Raw genomic sequence first — 21,525 nt, 5'->3', positions numbered from 1 at the left:
GGCATTTTGGCGTCCCATTTTGGGCATGTGGACCGCTGGTGCAAGGCACTGCCCCCAAAGCTCACCGCGAGGCGCCGAGGCAAGCCAGTCTGTCGGAGGCCGAAGACAGATTCGAGAATGTCGCCACGACCGGGTTCAAGTTGAAAAAACGCCGTCACCCCAGCCTGCACCGAAGACATTTGGTGTCTCACTCACTCTGCATGTTTTCCCCGCTTGAAAACCACACCACTCGCGGATATCACAGTGCCTACGCTCAGCAAGCTCCTTAGCGCCATAAGTCCAAAACATGGCGCATTGCGAACCACAAAAAACGCCCCCCTCGCAAACTTATTACAACCCCCTTTCAACCTTAATCATTCTCAACATCCAACTAGCAAGTTAGCGAACTATCTATTCCACCCCATCAACTGGATAGACAAACACAAACCACCCATCGCTTTAACGATAAACCCCCTCGTTATTTTGTTTTCAAATGCATTTCAAATACCCACACCCATGCTAATGTCATTACGATATCAGTGCTGTTTAAGCAGGCCTGGGAGGTTATTCGTTGCCCCACATTCTCTCTACTACCAAAGTCTAATAACGATATTTGTGGAGTCACCAATATCCGAGGCGCGCGCATCCTCTTCTAGACGCGTAATAAGAAGACCATCAGCAGAGGGCATACCATGTTGAAGTGCAATGGACCCAATGATCGGGCTGCCGGCGAGGCGAAGCCATTTTGGCGAGATCGCGTGGAGGCACCGTGTACCCAGGAGTGTGATGTTCAACCCGCCTCTGACCCGGCAGAACCGGCCACCTTGGCTCCTCTAACGTCCATGAAAGACGAACTGATCGCCGCGCAGGCGATTTGTGGTCGCGCCAAGTCCGCGGTGGTCGAAATGTTCGGCCATGCCCGCATGGACCGGGCGTTGGAGTTGGAGCATATCGGCGCATTGGTCGACGATATTTCAAGCTCCATTGCACGCCATCCCAATGCTTTATCAGCCTGGCACGTCTGAAAAGCATCGATGACTACACCTACATGCATTCGGTCGCGGTGTGTGCGTTGATGATCGCCCTGGGCAATCAGTTAGGCCTGCCCACCGCCCTGATTCGCAAGGTCGGGCTGGCCGGACTGCTGCACGACATCGGCAAAATGGCGATTCCCGGTGCCATTCTCAACAAGCCCGGCCGCTTGAGCGATGACGAATTACAGGTGGTGCGAACGCATCCGCTTGAAGGGGAAAAAACATTGCTGGCCACCGCGCAAGTATGCGAGATGGTCGTGGATGTATGCCTGCATCACCACGAGAAAATCGACGGCACCGGCTACCCCCATCAGTTGGCTGGCGACCAGATCAGCCTTGTGGCTCGGATGGCCGCGGTCTGCGATGTCTACGACGCAATTACCTCGGACCGTTCGTACAACCAGGGCTGGGACCCTGCCGTGGCTATTCAACAAATGTCGACATGGGAAGGGCATTTTGACGATGACGTATTCCGCGCGTTTTTAAAGTCCGTGGGTATTTACCCCGTCGGTTCTATCGTTCAATTGCAAAGCGGCGGTATCGGTGTAGTGATAGAACAACATGCCGACTCATTATTGACGCCAAAAATCAAAGTGTTTTTCCTGCCGGCTTTAAATGTCTATATCCCCTACCAAATAATAGACCTGGGCACCCCCAACCAACACGATCGTATTATTGCGCGGGTAGCGCCGCAACGTTATGGTTTCAAAAATACCGAGCGTTTATGGCTCGACGACGCCGCACCCAAAACGCGTTAAGCAACTTACAGCGCTGTACAGCATGCCAATGCCAAAGCAGCCGATGATCCAATAAGCCGTGCGAATACAAAGACACTGGAATGTCGACATCCGATTATTTTGGTCGTTATGAGCGTGGGCGAAAACATCATGAAATTCAAATCATTGCAGACTCGAATCTGTTTTACGGCCGGACTCTGCCTGTTTATTTCCTGCGCAAGTCTGGTGTTATATGGGCTGTATTCCTCAAAGGCCAACGAAGCCTATGTGGGCACGCAAGTATCGGCATTGATTGAAACCGCCACCATCCGCGAAGTGCAGAATCTGGCAGAGTCTCGTGCCACCGCCATCCAGGCGAAGCTGCAAAACGCGCTGGACTCGGCACGCACACTGGCCAATACGCTGGGCGCGGGCAAAAGCGCCCAAAGCCCGCTGGTATTGGGTCGGGACTCAATCAACACAATGTTGCTCAGCGTGCTCAAGGACAACCCCGACTTCAACGGCACGTACTCCTGCTGGGAGCCCGACGCACTGGACGGCCAGGATCAAGCCTTTCGTAATAACGAGGGCGGTAACAACCCCTTGACTGGCCGCTTCACCCCTTATTGGACACGCAGTTCAGACGGTCATATCGCCGTGCAACCACTGGTCGAATATGACTCCGATGCCCGCCACCCCAACGGTGTGTTGAAGGGCGGCTGGTACTCAGGCCCCCGGGATACCCTGAAAGAAAGCGTACTCGACCCCCTCCCCTACGTGGTGCAAGGCAAGAATGTATGGCTGACCACCCTGTCGGTGCCGATCACCGCCAATGGCAAGTTCTACGGCGTGGTCGGTGCTGACTTCGATATCTCGTTTATCCAGAAACTCAGCGAGCAGATGTCCGCCGACCTTTATGGCGGCAACGGCTCCGTATCGATCCTCAGCCATCAAGGGCTGGTGGTGGCCGACAGCAAACGGCCGGAACTGATCGGCCAGCCGCTCAAAGCCTTGCTGCCCGACGCTTGGGAGAAGGTGTTGGCCAATGTTCAAAAAGGCCAGGGCGACAGCCAAATCAACCAGGGCACCCAGGAAATCGAGGTGCAGATGCCCATCAACCTGGGCCGCACCGACAAGCCGTGGGCCATCGTGATCCACCTGCCCAAGGCGGTCGTCATGAGCCAGGCCCTGGCTCTGGAGCAAGAATTGCAATCGCGCGGCGTCAACAGCAGCATCTGGCAGGTCGCGGTGGGCATCGCCATCTCCATGCTGGCTTTGCTTACCCTGTGGTTGGCTACCGCCAAAATCGTCGGCCCGATTCGTGAAGCCGCCCACCTGGCCGCTAACATCAGCCTGGGCGACTTTTCGCGTCGGCTGGTGCAAACGTCTGAAGATGAGGTCGGCCAATTGTCCTTTGCCCTGAACGATATGTCGGAAAGCCTGCAACGCCAGGTGCGCGTGGCCGAACGCATTTCCGAGGGTGATCTGGACCTGGAGGTACGTCTGTCCTCGCCCAATGACACGCTGGGCAAATCCTTGGAAAAAATGGTCGGCAACCTGAACACCTTGATTTCCCAAGTGCAGGCCAGCGCCACGCAAATCACCGGCAGCTCTGCACAGGTCACGCAGTTGAGCCAGTCGCTGTCCGACGGCGCATCCAATTCGGCGTCGTCGATCACTGAAATCAGTGCCGTCATGACCCAAATGGCGGCGCAGACCACCGACAACGCCGCCAATGCCAAAAAGGCCGACGAACAATCCCAGGCGGCGCGCGCCGACGCGGGGGAAAGTGACAAGCTGATGAGCGAACTGATCGCGACCATGGCCGAGATCGATAATTCGGGCAAAGACATTACCGCCATCATCACCACCATCGACAACATTGCCGCGCAGACCAACCTGCTGGCGTTGAACGCCGCGATCGAGGCCGCACGTGCCGGGGAGCTGGGCCGCGGCTTTGCCGTGGTGGCCGATGAAGTGCGCAGCCTCGCGGCACGCAGTGCCGAGGCGGCACAACAGACCGCAGCGCTGATTGCCGACTCGTCGACCAAGACGCAACGCGGCATGATCATCGCCGGCCGCACCGCCGACTCGCTGCGCAACATTGTCACCGGCACCGGCACCGTCTCAAGTCTGGTGTCACTGATCTATCAGGCGTCCAGCGAACAGGCGTCCGGCTTGCAACAGGCGAGTATTGGGCTGGAGCAGATCGACGAGGTCACCCAGCAAAACCAGGCCAACTCCCAGCAATGCGCGATCGCGGCCAGGAACCTGTCAGAGCGGGCCAATGCAATGCAGCAGGGGTTGGGGCGTTTTAAAGTCAAAGCCTAAGGTGTTAACCGGCGCGCACTGACCGCCACGCAGGCGCAACCACTTGGACTCCACCCGACTTCCCATTACCCTGAGCGCCCCATCAGACAACCGGAAGTCAGATACCCGTGTTCAAGCCCGTCGCTGCTATCGCTCTTGCCTGCACACCTTTGCTCGCCAACGCCGCCGACCTCGCCGGCGTCTGGACCGGCACGCTGGGCAAATCCGCCATTACCGCCTGTTTCAACGGAGCTGACGGGGAGCACGGCAGTTATTACTACCAACGCATCCTCACCCCCATTCAACTGACCCAAGCCAGCGACAGCGCGCCGTGGGTGGAGGAAGGCGATACCGGGTTCTGGACGCTGGATAATCGCTCCGGCGATACGCTGGCGGGCGCTTGGCGTAAAACGCAAGGCGGCAAACCGCTGCCGATTACCCTGAAACGCGTCGGTACGCCAAACGACGGCTGCGGCAGCGATGCTTATAACGCCGCCCTGGAAGCGGCGCCTCTGCCGGTCAAGACGCAGGAAAAATCCTTCGGCGGTCACCGCTACGTGCTCAAGACCCAAGGCGCCCGAGTCACGCTCAAGCTTGAGGGTGATGGCCCGGCGGTGCAGAAAATCAATCGGCAACTCGCGGCGCTGGCGGTCAACGACGACGATCAGGCCGACTATTTGCGCGAGCGTCGCGAGTATCTGGGACGAAACGGCTCGGCCCTCACCAGTGAAATCACGGTTGAGCCGACGTATTGGTCGTCGCAGTGGATCACCGTGAAGTTCTACCGCTGGACCGCGGGCATGGGCGCCCGGGGCATCAGTTGGGGGCAGCATTCCTGGAACCTGCAGACCGGCGAAGCGGTTGACCCCTGGACGTGGCTGGGCGGGCACCAGCAGTGGTATGACGCCTATTCCGGCGAAGTGAAGCTGTCGACCCCGTTCAAGACATGGCTGGCCAAACAAACCACCACCGACGAGGGATGCCCGGCGATCAACAGCTATTCCACGTTCGACCTGAGCTTCAATACCCAAGGATTGCAGCTGTCGACACCCGCCAACGGTGACGGGTGCGACAACGAACTGAGCTTTACCTGGGAGCAATTGGCAGCCGTGTTGACAGCCGAGGGTAAAGCCGCGCTGCCCAGCTTGAAGGCGCCGTGAATACCTGAATACAAAAACCCTACACTCGTTCACGAAACATTCAGAAACGCCGACAGATACTAGCCGAATGCCACGGCCGCTCCCCCGAGCGGCCCACTGCCTCGGTAGCCACAACCCATGACACGCCCCGCCTCTTTATTGTTTCTGCTCGCCGGTCTTTTATTTTTTTTCGCCCTAGGTAGCCACGACCTGCAAGGCTCCACCGAAGCCCGCGTCGCCGGGATCGCCATGGCCATGCATCTGGACAATAACTGGGTGGTGCCACAGTTATTTCGCGAGCCTTTTTTGGAAAAGCCGCCCTTGAGCCTGTGGCTGGATGCCGGGGCGATTCGCCTGTTTGGCGGCACCACCTGGGCTGTGCGCCTGGCGTCGGCGTTTGCCGGGTTGTTCAGCGTAATGCTGCTCTACGCAATGCTGCGCAGGTTCGGCCGGCCGCAGACATTGGCGTTCAGCGCAGCCTTGATCCTGGCGACCATGGCCAGTTACTGGAGCAACGTGCGCGGCGTGGGTGAGGACTCGTTGCTCAGCCTCGGCGTGACCACTGCGCTGCTGGCGTTCTATCAGGCGGTGCGGCCGGACCGCGAAGGCCCCAACATGGGCCATTGGGCGCTGTTTACCGTCGGGATGGCGATCGCCACGCTAAGCAAAGGTGTGCTGGGGCTGGCCATGCCGGGCATTGTGATTTTTGTGTACCTGGCCGCTACCAGCGTGATGGACAAACGCCTGCGCATCGGCAACTGGCTCAAACCCGCGCTGTGCACCCTATTGGCATTGGTGCCGCTGCTGATATGGCTGTGCTTCCTGTACCAACGTGGCGGCATGCAGGCTGTAGGCGAAGTACTGTGGACCAACAGCGTCGGCCGGTTCAGCGGCTCGTTTGTCGAAGCCGGGCATTACGAGCCGTTCTACTACTACATCGCCAAACTGCCGGAGGCGTTCCTGCCCTGGAACATCCTGGTGTACCTGGGGCTGTGGCATTTGCGTAAAAGCCTGGCGCGCAATCGCTATCACCTGTTTTTCAGCGTATGGCTGGTGGCGCAATTCACCTTGCTGACCCTGGCGTCCAGTAAGCGCACGGTGTACCTGATGACGCTGGCCCCGGCCGCCGCCGTGTTGGCCGCCGAATATGCACGGGTACTGCTGCAATGGCTCAAAGAGCACAAACCCGCCCTGTATAAACACCACCGACCTCTGGTGGGCGGCGTGTTCACCCTGGCCATTGCCAGCTACCTGATCGCTGCCTTCTGGTTTGCGCCCAAGGCTGATGTGCGCCAGTCATTCGTGCCGGTCATCCGCCAGATCCAGGCACTGCAAGCCGAAGGCAAAGAAGTCGTATTGTTCCAGCCCAATGAACGCATCGCCGGCGCCGGCGTGTTCTACATGCAGGGCTATTTGAAGATGCTGCAGACAGAACCCGAGCTGCACCGTTACCTGGCGGCCAAGCCCGGCAACGTTGCGCTGCTGGACCACACCAACGGCTTGAATCCCCAGGTGAAGGTGATCAAGCACATGGCGATCAACCGCCAGCCCTACTACTTCGTCGAGCAGTAGGGCCGGCGCAAGGCATCAGTGCTTGGTGAGTTTGTCCAGGTAGCCCATCGCGAACGCGGAGATCACGAAGGTCATGTGGATGATCACGTACCACATCAGGTGCTGCGGATCGACGTTCTTGGCATCCATGAAGATGCGCAGCAAGTGGATCGAGGAAATCGCCACGATGGAGGCCGCCACTTTCATCTTCAGCGACGAAGAGTCCATGGTGCCCAGCCAGTTGAGTTTCTCTTTGTTGTCATCGATATCCAGCTGCGAGACGAAGTTCTCGTAGCCGGAAATCATCACCATCACCAGCAAGCCACCGACCAGCGCCATGTCGATCAACGACAGCAGCAGCAAGATGACGTCCGCCTCCAGCATGCTGAACACATTCGGCAGAACGTGGATGATTTCCTGAAAGAATTTCAATGCCAGGATCAGCAGAGTCCAGGGACAAGCCGAGGTAGATCGGCGCCAACAGCCAGCGTGAAGCGTACATAGTATTTTCGATAAAGCGTTCCATGGGGGTCTCACACAGCTTGGCTAGAAATGGCGGCGAGTATACCAGCCGCCACAAGTCACCTGTAACCGCGAGAAAACTGACCCAGGCGGCTTCTGTAAGAGAATTTTTCTGCTAGTGTCGAGCCCATCAACTCGGCTCGATGACGTCGGACAGGAAAAACTCAGATGATGGATGTGCGCTCCCCCTTGGCCGGTGTTGGCCTGTGTGCGGCGTTGCTGATGGGCAGCGGTTGCTCCCCCAGTGATGAGCAGAAACAGACGACCCTCGAAGAGAAAACCGCCAAGTTCGAACAATCCCTCGACAGCATCCAGGACCCCAAGCTGCGCGACGCCATCGCCGACCTCGGCGGCTCGCTGTTATTGCTGGAGCGGGCCCAGGCCAAGCTCGCCACCAAGCCCATTGAGGCCGAGTACGGCGACGACACCCTGGCCCTGCTCAAGCACTACCCCACGCCGCAAGCGCTGGTGGACACCTACATCAATGGCCTGTTCGTGCTGCGCAAGACCTCTCACTCCGACTACCTGACGGATTTGCAGCCGGTCTTCCCGTTCAGCTTCAACATGCCCGACCAATTCCCCTTCCCCCATGGCCTGGAGTGGCAATCGGTCACGTTGAGCAACAACAAAGTCATCCCCTTCCAGCCGGAATGGTCGGAAACCGACCCAGGTATCCAACTGAGCCCCAGCAGCTCCAACCTGACCAACCCCGATGACCTGACGGTGACCTATCCGTTCATCGATGGCCTCGAAACCGAAAACAAGAGCCAGCCTCAGCCTGTGAGCCTCAAGGGCCGCGTGGAAGTGATCGCGCCGGGCAGGGTGTTGACGTTCGACCTGTCGAAAAAAGACGTGGGCCATAAGCGCACCGAGGGCAATATCACCGTCAACCTGCTGCTCCTGGAAAAAAACTACGCCGAAATCGAACTGACCAACAGCCAGCCGCTCGCTCCGCAAGTGGGCGACGATTCGCCGAACCCGTTGCTGGTACAGGCACGCGATAGCACCGGGCAATTCCTCACACGTTCGGGCTCGATCAATGAAAGCGCCGCGCAGGTGGCGTTTTACCAGAAACAATTGGCCGAGATGCAAAAACAGAACACTTGGTCCGAAGCCTTCGAAAAACAGCTTATCGACGAACAAAAAGCCTTCGAGCACAAACAGGGCAGCCATTACGCCAAGGTATATTTCAATGGCCTGATCGATAGCGTGCAGGTCAACGTGCTGGACTTTTCCACAGCCTCCGTCACCCGCAAGGACCTCGACCTGCCGATACTGCGTTTCGACAAGAACAGCCTGCAAAAAACCGTACAAGCCTTGCCGATGCCAGTCACCGTGTACGACGACGGCGCCGCCAACTGGCTCAAGGGCGCCACGCTCAGCGAGGAACAACTGAAAAACAGCGTGACGATCACCCAGTCCGTCGAAGACGCCAGTGCCGCGCATATCACCTTCGATCACCCCTTCACCTTCAACGACGAATTGGTGGGCGCCGAGCGCAACAGCAGCGAATCGCCAGTGACGTTCTTTACCGCCGACGACAAGGGCGAACGCGGCGAGCCCATCGAATTGCCCAGCGAAGCCTACGAGCTGACCCCGGCGCGCGGCACGCTCACCTACGACCTCAACCTGTTCCCGGAAAACCCGGCGTTCGTGGTGGGCTCGATCCCGCTGTTCCTGGCGACCATCGAGAAAGGCGAGATTGACGTGGCCAAGCTGCCCAAGGGCCTGTCGCTCAAGGACAACGCGCTGATCGTCGACCAGAAGGCATTCCCCGCCGACAGCTGGCGCTTCTACGCCAAGGACGCCAGCGGCCATTACCTCAAGGAAATCCTCGGCGTCAGCCACCGTGCGCAGGAGTACGGCACGGCGATGTTTGACGTGCATTATTTCTATGGCAAGCCGACGGTGCTGGAAAGCTACCAGCGCACCGACCTGACGACCGTGCAATACGGCTTCGAGGTCAAGCTGGACAAGCCCGAGGGCAAATGACCCGACCTACAGCGCAAGCTGCTCATGGTTGCCGTTGAGCTGTCGCAGGTGGGCCTGCATGTGCAGGCACCAGATCTGCGGATCGCCCGCCAGCTCGTAGCCATGCAGGGTCAGGCTGTCGACGATTGATTCCAGAATGGTCTGCGCCGCAATCGGCCCATGAAACGGGCCTTGGGACTTGATGGTGGACGGCTGTTCACCGGACATGCCGGCGGCAAACAATAAGGTCCACATGCCGGTATCCCCCGCGAGCGGGCGAATGGAACATTCGATACGGGTGACCAGGCCAAAGCACTGGCGGGTAAGGCAAAGGTTGCGCGACATGGCGGCGCCCCTCGGTAGATCGGTGTTCAACCCCGGCCAATGGCGAGGCTGTTTCTATCCAGCGACTCCTGTGGATATCCCTAAAACAGAGAATAGAAGAAAAACACAACAAACCAAGGCGCTAGAGACCAACGGTGGCGGCCACCGGAATCGAGTCAATTTTATGGCGGCCACAGGTCTGAAGGCACTGACAATCCATTGTGGGAGGGGGCTTGCTCCCGATAGCGGTGTACCAGCTACCCATAAGCTGGCTGACCCACCGCCATCGGGAGCAAGCCCCCCACATTGGGATCTGCTTCGTTCTACAGATCCTACTTACCACACGTCAGCTCGGCTTGGCCTCAGCCAACGCCTGCTGCGCCAACTCCTTCTCCGCCTCCTTCAAGTCTTCCTCGCTGATCATCTCGGCAATCGCACGCAAACGCTCAACCACCCGCGCGTTGACGCTGCCTTCGGGGAATTGCCCCTCGGCATCCGGCTCGCCGGCAGGTTCACCCACCAGCAGGCTCAAGGCCTCGTCCGCCTGGCGTACCGCGTAGATGTGGAATTGCCCGGCGCGTACGGCCTGCAACACCTTCTCATCGAGCATCAGCGTGGCGACGTTGGCCTGGGGGATGATCGCCCCTTGCTCGCCGGTCAAGCCGCGCGCTTCGCAGAGGCGGAAGAAGCCTTCGATTTTCTCGTTGACCCCACCCACCGCCTGCACTTCACCAAACTGGTTGATCGAGCCGGTGATGGCAAAACACTGCTTGAGCGGCGTTTTCGACAGCGCCGAGATCAGCGTGCAGGCTTCGCCCAAGGACGCACTGTCACCATCCACATACCCGTAGGACTGCTCCAGCGCGATACTCGCCGAAATCGCCAACGGGAATTCCTGGGCATAACGGCTGCCCAGGTAACCGGTGAGGATCATCACGCCCTTGGAGTGAATCGGCTGGCCGAGGTTAACCTCGCGCTCGATGTCGACAATACCGCTGCCGCCGGGGTACACCGTGGCGGAAATGCGTGCCGGCACGCCGAACGCCGAATCGCCCACCTCCAGTACCGTCAGCCCGTTGCATTTGCCGACGGCCGCACCCGCGGTATCGATCAGGATCACCCCGGCGAGCATGTCATCGAGAATCCGTGCCGACACGCGCCCGGTCCGCGTGGCCTTGGCCTTGAGCGCGCGCTCGATGTGGCCGGCGTCGGTCATGTCATCGCCCGCCAGGTGGCGGATAAAGTCCGCCTCGCTGACCAGTTGGAACAGGTCGCCAATGCGTGCCGACAAGCGCCCCTGGTGCTCGGCCAGCCGGGCGCTGTACGTGGCCAACCGCGCCACTGCGTCCGAAGTCAGCGGCGCCATGCCTTCTTCCGAGGTGCGGGTTTTAAGCAACTGGGCGAACTGTTCCAGGCTCTCGTCCACCATCGGGATGTCTTCGTCGAAGTCCACCAGCACCCGGAACATCTCCTGGAAGTCCGGATCGGCGTCCTGCAATGCGTAATACAACTGGCGCGAACCGATGATGATCACCTTGACCTGCAACGGAATCATTTGCGGGTTGAGGGTGACGGTGGCCAGGCGGCCCAGCTCGCCCAGTGGCGATTCCATCTTCAGCTTGCGCGATTGCAGGGAGCGCTTGAGCGCGTCCCATACAAACGGTTCGCTGAGCATTTTTTCGGCTTCAAGAATCAGAAAACCGCCATTGGCACGGTGCAAGGCGCCCGGGCGCAACTGACGGTAAGTGGTGTAGAGCGCGCCCTGGTCGGTGCTGTACTCGATACGGCCGAACAGGTTGTCGTAGGTCGGGTGCGGTTCGAACACCACCGGTGCGCCGCCGTTGACCGCATGGCCCACCACCAGGCTCGGGCAGTATTGCTCTTCAAGCAGCTTGCGCGCCTGGGCGTCGGTCTTGGCGTCGTCCACCAATTGCTCGACCACGGTTTTGAGCAGGTACACCTGCATGGCTTGCAGATAACCGCAGACTGCGGCGTTTTCCGCGTATTTTTCCGACAGCGGCGCCAGCAAAGGTTGCAGGGCCAGGGTGATGGTTTCTTCGTTGAACTGGCGCAGTTGGTTGTTGGACTCGCGCTTCCACTGCGGCAGGCTGGCCAACTCTTCGTTGAGGCGCTCTTCCAGCTCGGAGATGTCCGTGTGGAAACGTTCGCGATCCACTTCCGGCAGCTGCGAGAACTCAGCCTCGTCCAGCGCCTTGCCGTCGAGCATCGGCGTGAACGCGATGTTGGAACTGTCACGGTACAGCGCCACGTCTTTTTCCAGGGCCAGCCGTTCGATCACGTCCAGGGCCTTGTCGTAACGCTGGTTGAAGGCACGGTCGATGGCGCTTTTGCGCTGTTGATAGGTCGGGTGCTCGAAGGCGGCCGGGAACGTCGCCACCAGGTTGTCGACCAGGCCATTGATATCTGCGATGAACGCCGCCGCCGCGCCGCCAGGCAATTCCAGGGCGCGGGGTTCGCGAGGCTCATCGAAATTATTCACGTAGACCCAGTCCGCCGGGGTCTGCAGGCGCTTGCCTTCGGCCTTCAGGTAACGTTTGACGAACGAAAAGCGGCCAGTGCCCGGCTCGCCCATGACAAACACGTTGTAACCGGGGCGTGGCATCGCCACACCGAACTGCAACGCTTCAACCGCGCGTTCCTGGCCAAGCACACCGCGAAAGGGCTCCAATTCATTGGTGGTCGAGAAGCTGAACTGTTCAGCGGAGAAAGGGCGAGTCAGCGCTTCGGGCGCTAGGCGCAAGCTGGCAGCAACAGGATCAGGCATCGGGCTTCCTTACATCAGGCGGGGCAGATGACGGCATTCTGGCTCCCCCTTGCGCGCTCTGGCAAGGCGCGCCGTAGGGAAAGCACAGGTACGGGACGCGTCCTACAAAAAATCGCGACAATGCTGATTGTTTTATAAAAACCCACGGAACCCTTGGAACCTGCCTAAACTCCAAACTGCGCGGGTTGGACTAATAACCGATCCCTAGGGCGCTATGAAGTGCCTGAACCCTTGTCCATTGGTTTGCACACAAAGAGAACAAAGCTATGAAACGGATCCTTCTCGGTACTCTCTTCACCGTTGTCTCCCTCAATGCAATGGCAGAATCACCAGGTGGCCCGAACTGCGGTTGGGGCAACATGTTGTTCGAAGGCCAGCGCGGTACTCCGGCTCACTTCCTGGCTTCCACCACCAACGGCACTTCGGGTAACGCCACCTTCGGCATGACCTCGGGCACCAACGGTTGCAGCACCAACAGCGCGCTGACCTACGGCGGCAAGTCCTGGATTGCCATGAATGGCATGATGAACGAGCTGTCCGAAGACATGGCCAAGGGTAATGGCGAAGCACTGACCACCTACGCCGTGGTACTGGGCGTTGCACCGGAAGATCGCGCGCACTTCGCGGCCGTGGCGCACGAACACTTCCAGCAAATCTTCAGCAAGGCCGACGTGACCGCTGAAGACGTGCACAACAACACACTGGCTGTACTCAAAGGCGATGCCCGCCTGGCGAAATACGCTACCCAGGCTTAAGCTCGACCTGCCCGCGCCTCCCGAGGCGCGGGTTTTATTTTTGGGCCCGCCTCCCCTTTGGGTCTGTCTAAATATCCGACTTAAGTTGCCCCTATGCTCAAACGCTTTGCCTGGATGGCACTCTTCGCCTGCGCCCCGCTGTACGCGGCACCGCATCTTGATGATCAACGTTTGCAGCAACTGGCCAATGATCCGTTCTGGCTGTCGCTGGGCCATTACGAAGCCGGCAAGCTAAAAGGCTGGCGCAGTTATGTCAGCGAGCAGAAATTCTTCCTCGCAGCCGATGGTGCCCACCACCCGGATGCGGAGCTCAAGGCCACCGTTGACGCCCTCTATGCGCCGGCCAGCCTGGGTGAAAAACATGCCCAATGCGTCTACCCCGCACGTACCCGCTGGCTCAAGGACCAGTTGCACCTGGCCGACCTGCCGGCCGTGGACTGCAAGGAATTCAAGCAATGGTTCAAGGACGTCGCCCCCCACAGCGCGGTGATGATCTTCCCGGCGGCCTACCTCAACAGCCCGTCATCGATGTTCGGCCACACCCTGCTGCGTATCGACCAGGCCGACGTGCAAAGCAACAATACGGCGCTGCTCAGCTACGCGATCAACTTCGGCGCGTACATTGAAGGCTCGGACAACAGCATCCTCTACGCCTGGAAAGGCCTGATGGGCGGCTATCCCGGCCTGTTCGCGCTGGTGCCCTACCAGGAAAAACTCTCCGAATACCGTAGCCTCGAAAACCGCGACCTGTGGGAATACCGCCTCAACCTCACCCAAGTCGAAACCGAGCGCATGGTCGAGCACGTGTGGGAGCTCAAGCAAATCCAGTTCGACTACTTCTTCTTCGACGAAAACTGCTCCTACCGCCTGCTGGAGCTGCTGCAAGTAGCCCGCCCAGGCCTGCGCCTGACCGAACAGTTCCCGCTGACCGCCATTCCTACCGACACGGTCAAAGCCGTTAAAGATGCGGGGCTGGTCGAGAAAATCGACTACCGGCCTTCCCGCGAGCGCGAACTGCTGGAGCGCGCCAAACCGCTGGACAGCGACGAGCAACAATGGGTATTGAAGGTCAGCGACGACCAGAACCAATTGCAAGAGCCCGCATTCAAAGCCCTGCCTCGCGACCGCCAGGCGCTGATCATCGACGCCGCCTATCGCCTGGGCCGCTACCGCGCCAATGGCCTGGAACGCGACACCGCACGCTCCCAGCGCAGCTTCGAACTCTTACGCGCGATCAACCAAAACCCCGCGCCGGACCTTGAGATCACGCCCCCCGGCCTGCCGGAAAACGGCCATGAATCCCGTACCTGGCAAGCCGGCATCGGCACCCGGGGCGACAAAGCCTTTGGCGAATACGGCCTGCGCATGGCCTATCACGACCTCAACGACAACGCCGAAGGCTTCCCCCTCGGTGCGCAGATCGAAATCCTGCAAATGAAGTTGCGCCAGTACGAAGGCAACCACTGGCAACTGCAACAACTGGACCTGGCCACCATCCGCTCCCTGACGCCACGCAACGCCCTGTTGCAACCCTGGTCATGGCAAGTCACCGGCGGCCTGGAACGCGTACCGGGCAAACACGACGACGAAACCCTGGTGGCGCACGTCAATGGCGGCGCCGGCGGCACCTGGCAACTGAGCGACGACATGCTCGGCTTCGCCCTCGGCACCGTGCGGGTGGAGCACAACAATGACTTCAGCGAAGCCATCTCCCCCGCTGCTGGCTTCAACACTGGCGTGCTGTGGAAAAACCCGCTGGGCAACCTGAGCCTGGAAGCCAAGGGCGACTTCTTCACCAATGGCGAAGTGCGCCGCAGCATCAGCCTGAACCAACAATGGGAATTGTCCCGCAACCTGGGCCTGCGCCTGAGCGCACAGCGCGAGTACAGCCACTTATCGACGCCAGTCAATGAGGTGATGCTTGAAGTGAAGTGGTATCACTACTGACCACAGCCAGACCAGGACCCAAAATGTGGGAGGGTGCCCCTCCCACATTTGGCCTGCATTTATTCAGCTTTATCTCAAGGAGTTCAACCAACATGGCCGTTAACTGCAGCAGTCTCGAAGAAGTCCGCGACAATATCGACCGACTCGACCAGCAAATCGTCAGCCTGCTGGCTGAGCGTGGCCACTACGTATCCCAAGCCGCCCGCTTCAAAAAGGACACCGATGGTGTCAAGGCGCCGCAGCGGGTCGAACAGGTGATCGCCAAGGTGCGGGACTTGTCGCACACGCTGGGCGCCAATCCGGACGTTACCGAACAGGTGTATCGGGCGATGATTGCAGCGTTTATCCAGCAGGAGTTGGCTGAGCATGCGGCGCTCGGGCGAGCGGAGTAAGAATTGGCAAATTTATTCGCTGGCGTATAAAACCTGCGGGTATCTTCAAACCACTGATTAATAAGCAGGAAACCTCAGCTCGTTTTTTAGCTTTTTCTAATGACTGCACACTTACTTTAACTCGCCTCGCTTTATGAGGATTTTTGGCTAGTCTCGGGTAGCAATCAAATTGCCACCACGTCTATCCACGGATCTGAATAGGTAGAGGCTTGCTATGGATTTTTTTGAAAAGCTCACCAGCCTGGCCGCAAAAGTTCGGTTACAAGGCACCGCTATTCAAACAGAAGAAGCTACAAAAAATGCTTTCGTAATGCCTTTCATCAATACGGTTCTGGGGTACGACGTGTTTGATCCCCAAGAAGTGACGCCTGAGTTCATCTGCGATGTAGGGACTAAAAAAGGCGAAAAAATTGATTACGCCATTATGAAAAACGGTGAGGTTCAGATACTCATCGAATGCAAAAAAATCGGAGAGTCCCTGAGTATCAATCATGCCTCTCAGCTTTTTCGATACTTCCATGTGACAAGCGCAAGGATCTCCATCCTCACGAACGGCCAGGTCTACCGATTCTTTACCGATCTGGATGCCCCCAACAAAATGGACGAAAAGCCATTTTTGGAACTGGACTTGCTGGATATTGACGAATATTCCGTACCGGAATTGATCAAGCTTACGAAGTCAGCATTCGACGTAGACTCAATCATCAATGCAGCCGGAGAGCTGAAGTACGTCAGCCAACTCAAGAAAATCATCAGCGCTCAGGTCAGCAAACCAGAAGACGAGTTTGTGAAATTCTTCGCATCCCGCGTGTATGACGGTGTCATCACGCAGAAAGTACGTGAGCAATTTTTTGAACTGACTCGGAAGGCGCTGGCGCAGTTTCTGAATGATCAAATCAATGATCGACTCAAGTCAGCCATGAGCGGCGTAATTCAACCGACCCTAGCGGCGATGCCCGTGGCAAACAGCGCAAATTCTGATACGCAGGATCGCGACGAATCAGAAGACAAGATACTGACGACACTCGAAGAGTTGGAGGGTTATCACATCGTCAGGGCAGTGGTGAGATCAGTCGTCGATGCCAAGCGAATAGTTCAGCGAGACACCCAAAGTTACTTTGGGATTTTGCTGGACGACAACAACCGTAAGCCGATTTGTCGCCTTCACTTCAATCGGAGTCAGAAGTACCTCGGGATATTCGACAAAGAAAAAAATGAAACCCGACACGCTATTTCATCCATCGATGAAATTTACGAGTACGCAGACCAACTGAAAAAAACGGTTGGCTACTACGACTGAAGACCAAACACCCAAACAAACAGCAAACCTGTGGTGAGCGGGCTTGCCCCGCGCAGGGCAAGCCCGCTCGCCACAAAGATAATGCCGGCCCACGCGGCTGGCAGCTGTACGCAGGTTAGCGAACCTATGACTTAGAAACCCGGCAGCCCCCTTTAACACACGCCTCTCTCACCTTCCTTTCACACCCTCCCGACAAATCCCCTTCTAAACTTCCCTTATCAGCCGTGAAACGGCCAGGGAGTATGTCATGTGGCGGTATGCGGTATTGCTGTGTGCGGTGGTGGGATTGTCGGGTTGCCAGTCCACCCATCAGGAATTACTCGCCCGCGGTTATCCACCCGCTTTTGCCGATGGCTTTGACGACGGTTGCAGCAGCGGTCGCCAGGCTGCCGGGGTGATTAGCGGGACGTTTCGCAAGAACGTGCCGCGTTACCTGAAGGACCGGCTATACGCCGAAGGCTGGGAGGACGGTTTCCGCCAGTGCAAGGCCATGCGCGAAAACGAGGAACTGCGCGACTACAAGAACAACCACTGGGATGACCGCGAACGCGCCTGGCAGCAAGAGAAGGATCGCGATGCGGCGCGGGCCTATCGCTCGCAATAGGTCGCTTTCAGACATCCATCGAAACTAAAGCGCGGCGACCATGGCCCAAGCTCCAGAGAGGGAGAACACCATGAGCCGAGCTTTTGTGAATGAAGACAACGCCGCCGCTCAGGCCGATCAGCCGGTGGAGCGCCAGGTCAGTGAGCAACCCAATCGCCTGACCGCGCAGGGTTTGGCGCAGTTACAGGCCAAGGTTGCGCAACTGCAGTCTGAATACGGCGCCGAATCCGCCAAGGGCGAGCAGGCCGATAAACAGCGCCAGGCCGACCTTGAGCGGGACCTGCGCTATTTCAACCAGCGGGTGCAGAGCGCCCAGGTAGTCGCGCCGGTCACCGCCACCGACAAGGTCCGGATTGGCAGTTGGGTAACCTTTGCCAACGAACAGGATGAGCAGCAGCGCATCCAGTTGGTCGGTGAAGACCAGGCGGACGCCGGCGCCGGCCTGATCAATTGGGGTTCGCCCCTGGGTCGCGCCTTGCTGGGCGCCCAGGTCGGTGACGAGGTGCTGTGGAAGCGCCCCGTCGGCGATCAGTTGATCGAAGTGCTGCGCATCGACGCCGAAGCCTAGACGATGCCTTGGGCCAGCATTGCATCGGCCACTTTCACGAAGCCTGCGATGTTGGCGCCCTTCACATAATTGATCCGGCCGTTTTCTTCGCCGTAGTGCACGCAGGCGTGGTGGATAGATTGCATGATGTTATGCAGCTTGCTGTCCACCTCCCCGGCGGTCCACAGCAAACGCATGGCGTTCTGCGACATTTCCAGGCCACTGACGGCCACACCACCGGCATTGGACGCCTTGCCCGGTGCGAACAGAATGCCCGCCTCGATAAAGATATCCACAGCCTCAAGCGTGGTCGGCATGTTGGCGCCTTCGGCCACGCAGATGCAGCCGTTGCGCAACAGCGTGCGGGCGGCGTCGGCGTCCAGCTCGTTCTGGGTAGCGCACGGCAGTGCGATATCGCACGCCAACTCCCAAGGCGTTTGGCCTTTGCGAAATTCCAGGCCGAAACGCTCGGCCAGTTCGCTGATGCGGCCGCGCTGTACGTTTTTCAGTGCCAGCAGGGCCGACCATTGCTCTTCGGTCAAACCACTTTCGGCGTACAGCGTCCCTTCGGAGTCAGACAGTGAAACCACTTTGCCACCCAGGTCCATGACCTTGCGTGCGGCATATTGCGCCACGTTGCCGGAGCCGGACACCGCCACGCGCTTGCCTTCAACGCGCTGGCCATTGCGCTTGAGCATCTCTTCGGCGAAGTACACGCAGCCAAACCCGGTGGCCTCCGGACGGATCAGGCTGCCGCCGTAGGTCATGCCTTTGCCGGTGAGCACAGACGTGAACTGGTTGCTCAAGCGCTTGTACTGGCCGAACAGAAAGCCGATTTCGCGAGCGCCAACGCCGATATCACCGGCGGGTACGTCCACGTCTGCGCCGATATGGCGGTACAACTCGCTCATGAACGCCTGGCAGAAGCGCATGACTTCGGCATCGCTTTTACTTTTTGGATCAAAGTCCGAGCCGCCTTTGCCGCCGCCCATGGGCAGCGAGGTCAGGGAATTTTTGAAGGTCTGCTCGAACGCGAGGAATTTCAGCACCCCCAGGTTTACCGACGGGTGGAAACGCAGGCCGCCCTTGTACGGGCCAATGGCGCTGTTCATCTGGATCCGGAAACCGCGATTGACCTGGACCTTGCCGTGGTCATCCACCCATGACACTCGGAAGGTGATTGCGCGTTCCGGCTCGCAGATGCGTTCCAGAATGCCCGAGGTCAGGTAATGCGGATTGGCTTCGAGAAACGGCCACAGGCTGCGTAGGACTTCTTCAACAGCCTGGTGGAATTCCGGCTGGTCTGGGTCGCGTTTCTTGAGGCGGGCGAGGAAGGATTCGACGGATTCGGTCATGAACAGTCTCGGCAAATTGATTGTTTTTAAGTGAGATTGGGCCGGACTTTATCAATTCATGTCGCACCGCGACAGGGCAAAATGTCGCTTTTGTGAATTTAAATGGTGCATTGGATATAACTGTATCCAGTTTTTTGGCGGTTTATGCACTTAAAAGAGGATTTAAAATCTGAGGGATGCACCAACAGGTAGATCGCTATCGGGGGCAAGCCCCCTCCCGCATTCGACTGCATTTCAAGGTTGGAACGCGATCAAATGTGGGGCTTGCTCGCGAATGAATTGAACGCGGTATTCCTGAAAACACCCAAAAAAAACGGAGCCCGAAGGCTCCGCTTGTTTCAAACCAGCCGGATCAGGCCAGTTTTTTGTGGCGTACGCGGTGCGGCTGGGCAGCCGCTTCGCCCAGGCGCTTCTTACGGTCGGCTTCGTACTCGGTGTAGTTGCCTTCGAAGAACACCGCTTGGGAGTCGTCTTCGTACGCCAGGATGTGGGTCGCGACGCGGTCAAGGAACCACCGATCGTGAGAGATCACAATGGCGGCGCCCGGGAAGTCCAGCAGGGCTTCTTCCAGGGAACGCAGGGTTTCCACGTCGAGGTCGTTGGACGGTTCGTCGAGCAGCAACACGTTGCCGCCCTCTTTCAGCGTCAGCGCCAGGTGCAAGCGGCCGCGCTCACCGCCGGACAGGTCCTTGACGAACTTCTGCTGGTCGCCGCCCTTGAAGTTGAAACGGCCGACATAGGTGCGCGACGGGATTTCATAGTTGCCGATGCGGATCTGGTCGGAGCCATCGGAGATCTGCTGGAACACGGTCTTGCTGCCGTCGAGGTCGTCGCGGCTCTGGTCCACACAGGCCAGTTGCACGGTTTCGCCGATCTCGATGCTGCCGGAGTCCGGCGTTTCCTTGCCCATCAGCATGCGGAACAGCGTGGACTTACCCGCACCGTTACCGCCGATAACGCCGACGATCGCGCCTTTTGGCATGGAGAACGACAGGTTGTCGATCAACACGCGGTCGCCATAGCCTTTGCACACGTTTTTGAATTCGATGACCTTGTCACCCAGGCGCGGGCCGGCCGGGATGTAGATCTCGTTGGTTTCGCTGCGTTTCTGGAATTCCTGCGACTGCATTTCTTCAAAGCGCTGCAGACGGGCCTTGGATTTGGACTGGCGGGCCTTGGCGCCTTTGCGCACCCATTCCAGTTCTTCCTTCATGGCTTTTTCGTGGGCCGATTGCTGCTTGGATTCGGCGGCCAGACGGTCGGACTTGGCTTCCAGCCAACCGGAGTAGTTGCCCTCGTAAGGGATACCGGCGCCGCGGTCGAGTTCGAGGATCCAGCCGGCAACGTTGTCCAGGAAGTAGCGGTCGTGCGTGATCGCAACCACGGTGCCTGGGAAGTCGTGAAGGAAATGTTCCAGCCACGCGACGGAATCGGCGTCCAAGTGGTTGGTCGGTTCGTCGAGCAGCAACATATCGGGAGCCGACAGCAGCAGGCGGCACAGGGCCACGCGACGTTTTTCACCACCGGACAGGTGTTCGACCTTGGCGTCCCACGCCGGCAGGCGCAGCGCGTCGGCGGCAACTTCCAGCTGGCGCTCCAGGTTATGACCGTCGCCGGCCTGCAGGATGGCTTCGAGCTTGGCTTGTTCGGCGGCCAGCTTGTCGAAATCGGCATCCGGCTCGGCGTAGGCGGCGTAGACCTCATCCAGGCGAGCCTGGGCGTCCTTGATCACGCTGACGGCCTCTTCGACCACTTCACGCACGGTCTTGGCCGGATCCAGCTGCGGCTCCTGGGGCAGGTAGCCGATGTTCAGTTCGGGCATCGGACGGGCTTCGCCTTCGAACTCGGTGTCGACGCCGGCCATGATTTTCAGCAGCGTGGACTTACCCGAACCGTTGAGGCCGAGCACACCGATCTTGGCGCCGGGGAAGAAGGACAATGAAATGTTTTTCAGGATTTCCCGCTTCGGTGGGACAACTTTGCCCAGCCGATGCATGGTGAAGACGTATTGAGCCATGGTGAACCTAGCGTCAGTGACGGATGAATTGAGCGGGCGAAGCCCGTGCCAGACCATGCGCCGCGCGGGCCTTTGACTATCATCAATGCCAGCGAGCGGAAAAGGCCTGAATGTTTGGGGCTGGAACGCCCCGCGTAACCGGCAAAGCTACCTGAATGCGCTTGGTCAGTCCAGCCGAGCGGGACTGGCACTTTGCCACAACTCAAGGCATGCTAGCCGCCCTTTGGGCGTCCGGCTTATAGTGCACGTCGCGCGCCAATCCAGCCAAACCGCAGGA

Annotated in this window: 16 protein-coding genes and 2 pseudogenes; 13 read left to right on the top strand and 5 right to left on the bottom strand. The window is 58.7% G+C overall.

Going from position 1 to position 21,525, the window contains the following annotated elements; all coding sequences use genetic code 11:
* The first annotated feature begins 821 nt into the window (after positions 1-821).
* The 6 genes and pseudogenes from AB4O23_RS08070 to AB4O23_RS08045 all read left to right on the top strand — a co-directional run bounded on the left by AB4O23_RS08070 (position 822) and on the right by AB4O23_RS08045 (position 6,750).
* Positions 822-1,004, top strand: a complete 183-nt coding sequence (locus tag AB4O23_RS08070; protein WP_460089356.1) for a hypothetical protein — start codon at positions 822-824, stop codon at positions 1,002-1,004.
* A gap of 50 nt (positions 1,005-1,054) precedes the next feature.
* A complete protein-coding gene (locus tag AB4O23_RS08065; RefSeq protein ID WP_460062825.1) occupies positions 1,055-1,771 on the top strand; it encodes an HD-GYP domain-containing protein in 717 nt (238 codons plus the stop codon).
* Positions 1,772-1,879: 108 nt separating this feature from the next.
* Positions 1,880-3,115 (top strand): annotated as a pseudogene (locus AB4O23_RS08060) (cache domain-containing protein); the annotation flags it as partial.
* A 42-nt stretch (positions 3,116-3,157) separates the two neighbouring features.
* Positions 3,158-4,060 (top strand): methyl-accepting chemotaxis protein, encoded by a 903-nt coding sequence (locus tag AB4O23_RS08055; RefSeq protein ID WP_460150527.1) that lies wholly within the window; start codon positions 3,158-3,160, stop codon positions 4,058-4,060.
* A 107-nt stretch (positions 4,061-4,167) separates the two neighbouring features.
* Complete coding sequence (locus tag AB4O23_RS08050; protein WP_460062823.1) at positions 4,168-5,199, top strand: hypothetical protein; 1,032 nt, start codon at positions 4,168-4,170, stop codon at positions 5,197-5,199.
* Between the two features lie 117 nt (positions 5,200-5,316).
* A complete protein-coding gene (locus AB4O23_RS08045) occupies positions 5,317-6,750 on the top strand; it encodes an ArnT family glycosyltransferase (RefSeq protein ID WP_068935206.1) in 1,434 nt (477 codons plus the stop codon).
* 15 nt (positions 6,751-6,765) lie between these two features.
* On the opposite strand, the pseudogene AB4O23_RS08040 reads toward AB4O23_RS08045, so the two are convergent.
* Positions 6,766-7,255: pseudogene (locus AB4O23_RS08040) on the bottom strand (TIGR00645 family protein).
* 164 nt (positions 7,256-7,419) lie between these two features.
* Between AB4O23_RS08040 and AB4O23_RS08035 the strand changes: the two are divergent.
* The gene (locus AB4O23_RS08035) at positions 7,420-9,243 is read left to right on the top strand and encodes a hypothetical protein (protein WP_137220308.1); all 1,824 of its coding nucleotides are present in this window, start codon (positions 7,420-7,422) and stop codon (positions 9,241-9,243) included.
* 6 nt (positions 9,244-9,249) lie between these two features.
* Here AB4O23_RS08035 and AB4O23_RS08030 read toward each other — a convergent pair whose 3' ends face one another.
* Together AB4O23_RS08030 and AB4O23_RS08025 are read right to left on the bottom strand one after the other, a co-directional pair.
* On the bottom strand, positions 9,250-9,567 hold the full coding sequence (locus tag AB4O23_RS08030) for a PA4575 family protein (RefSeq protein WP_017528854.1): 318 nt from the start codon (positions 9,565-9,567) through the stop codon (positions 9,250-9,252).
* A 325-nt stretch (positions 9,568-9,892) separates the two neighbouring features.
* Entirely contained in the window at positions 9,893-12,331 is a 2,439-nt protein-coding gene (locus AB4O23_RS08025; protein ID WP_017528855.1) for a Lon protease family protein, read from the bottom strand.
* A 266-nt stretch (positions 12,332-12,597) separates the two neighbouring features.
* Here AB4O23_RS08025 and AB4O23_RS08020 point away from each other — a divergent pair, with 266 nt between their 5' ends.
* The 6 genes from AB4O23_RS08020 (at position 12,598) to AB4O23_RS07995 (ending at position 17,897) form a co-directional block, all read left to right on the top strand.
* Entirely contained in the window at positions 12,598-13,086 is a 489-nt protein-coding gene (locus AB4O23_RS08020; protein ID WP_017528856.1) for a DUF3015 domain-containing protein, read from the top strand.
* A gap of 93 nt (positions 13,087-13,179) precedes the next feature.
* Positions 13,180-15,033, top strand: coding sequence for an Lnb N-terminal periplasmic domain-containing protein (locus AB4O23_RS08015; RefSeq protein ID WP_017528857.1), 1,854 nt, complete (start codon positions 13,180-13,182; stop codon positions 15,031-15,033).
* Positions 15,034-15,125: 92 nt separating this feature from the next.
* Positions 15,126-15,425 (top strand): chorismate mutase, encoded by a 300-nt coding sequence (locus AB4O23_RS08010; protein ID WP_068935209.1) that lies wholly within the window; start codon positions 15,126-15,128, stop codon positions 15,423-15,425.
* A 214-nt stretch (positions 15,426-15,639) separates the two neighbouring features.
* A complete protein-coding gene (locus AB4O23_RS08005) occupies positions 15,640-16,725 on the top strand; it encodes a type I restriction endonuclease (protein WP_068935211.1) in 1,086 nt (361 codons plus the stop codon).
* 247 nt (positions 16,726-16,972) lie between these two features.
* On the top strand, positions 16,973-17,329 hold the full coding sequence (locus AB4O23_RS08000) for a hypothetical protein (RefSeq protein ID WP_017528859.1): 357 nt from the start codon (positions 16,973-16,975) through the stop codon (positions 17,327-17,329).
* A gap of 70 nt (positions 17,330-17,399) precedes the next feature.
* Positions 17,400-17,897 (top strand): GreA/GreB family elongation factor, encoded by a 498-nt coding sequence (locus AB4O23_RS07995; RefSeq protein ID WP_460150430.1) that lies wholly within the window; start codon positions 17,400-17,402, stop codon positions 17,895-17,897.
* Here AB4O23_RS07995 and gdhA read toward each other — a convergent pair.
* Positions 17,894-19,231 carry an NADP-specific glutamate dehydrogenase gene (gdhA, locus tag AB4O23_RS07990; RefSeq protein ID WP_017528861.1) on the bottom strand — a complete coding sequence of 446 codons (1,338 nt, stop codon included), beginning with the start codon at positions 19,229-19,231 and terminating at the stop codon, positions 17,894-17,896. The genes AB4O23_RS07995 and gdhA overlap by 4 nt on opposite strands.
* 352 nt (positions 19,232-19,583) lie before the next feature.
* Positions 19,584-21,248, bottom strand: coding sequence for an energy-dependent translational throttle protein EttA (gene ettA / locus AB4O23_RS07985; RefSeq protein ID WP_017528862.1), 1,665 nt, complete (start codon positions 21,246-21,248; stop codon positions 19,584-19,586).
* Between the last annotated feature and the right edge of the window lie 277 nt (positions 21,249-21,525).

The sequence above is a fragment of the Pseudomonas sp. H2_A10 genome, from assembly GCF_054680085.1.
Note: the sequence above shows the minus strand (reverse complement) of the source record. Positions and strands in the feature narration are given on the sequence as shown.